The sequence below is a fragment of the Pelotomaculum sp. FP genome (assembly GCF_004369245.1).
GTDB lineage: Bacteria > Bacillota > Desulfotomaculia > Desulfotomaculales > Pelotomaculaceae > Pelotomaculum_C > Pelotomaculum_C schinkii.
The window spans coordinates 1-1,083 of the sequence record NZ_QFGB01000153.1; the positions used below are offsets into that span (position 1 = coordinate 1).

The following is a 1,083-nucleotide window of genomic DNA, read 5'->3' on the forward strand; positions in this document are numbered from 1 at the left end:
CAGCCAGCTTCTTTTTCTTTCTTTTCTTTTAAGGCCTTGAGGATCATTTCCGGAGTAATCGGCACTTCGTAGAACCTTACACCGATAGCGTCGTAGATCGCGTTGGTAATCGCCGGGAAGGTCGGCTGAACGGCGCCTTCACCGGTTTCCTTAACTCCAAACGGCGCGGTCGGGTCGTAGGCGTCCACAATATTGGTGTCCATATCCGGCATTTCCATAAATGTCGGGCACTTGTAGTCGTGGAAGTTCGGGTTCAGGTGCTTGCCGTTGGCGTCAAACTTCATATCTTCGTAAAGGCAGGCGCCCATGTTGAACACGATGGAACCTTCCACCTGGCCATCCACGGCCATCGGGTTAATCGGTTGTCCCACGTCGCCAGCCTCGGTTACCTTCCTGACGTATACACGCCCGGTCTCGGTGTCCACATCCACTTCGTGGATCTGGCAGCTGAAGCCAAATGTGGGAGAGTGGCCGATGTTGGCGCCCTGAATCCGGTTGCCGGTGATGATGTCAATGCCTTTGCGCCGCGGCGGCGAGAAGTGTCCAATCGCACTTAAAGCGCCAACGGAGTTGACATATTTTTGCACCACTGTTGCCCAGTCGATATTGAACTTGGGCTCGAACATGGAATAGATCTTGCGGTCTTTAATGGTTAACTGGTCAGCCCGGCAGCCAAGCAATCCGCCGGCCATTTCTTTAAGCTTGAAGTTGATTTCTTTGGCCGCTTCCAGGATGGCATAACCGGAAGCATAGGTTAAACGGCTGGCAAAACTACCCAAGTCGAAGCTGCCGATTTCCGTGTCGCCTAATTGAACGTGCACGTCTTCAAAATGGATGCCCAGCGCTTCAGCCGCCATCTGGGCCATGGCAGTAATGCAGCCCTGGCCGATTTCGGCAGCCGCGCAAAGCAGGGTCACGCCGCCCTCGGTGTCTACCTTCAGCGTTACTGAGGTATGGGGCTTATATGACTGGTAGAGGGTATAGGCGGTACCGGAAATGTAATAGCCGCCGGCCAGGCCGATGCCTTTACCGAAAGGCAGCTTGCCGTGTTTTTCCAGGTAGCCCGATTTTTCTACCGCGGTC

At 54.4% G+C, this 1,083-nt stretch carries 1 protein-coding gene; it reads right to left on the reverse strand.

Annotated elements, in window-relative coordinates:
* Nucleotides 1-1,083, reverse strand: a 1,083-nt coding sequence (locus Psfp_RS21145; RefSeq protein ID WP_153189580.1) for a molybdopterin cofactor-binding domain-containing protein, incomplete at both ends; no start/stop codon positions are given.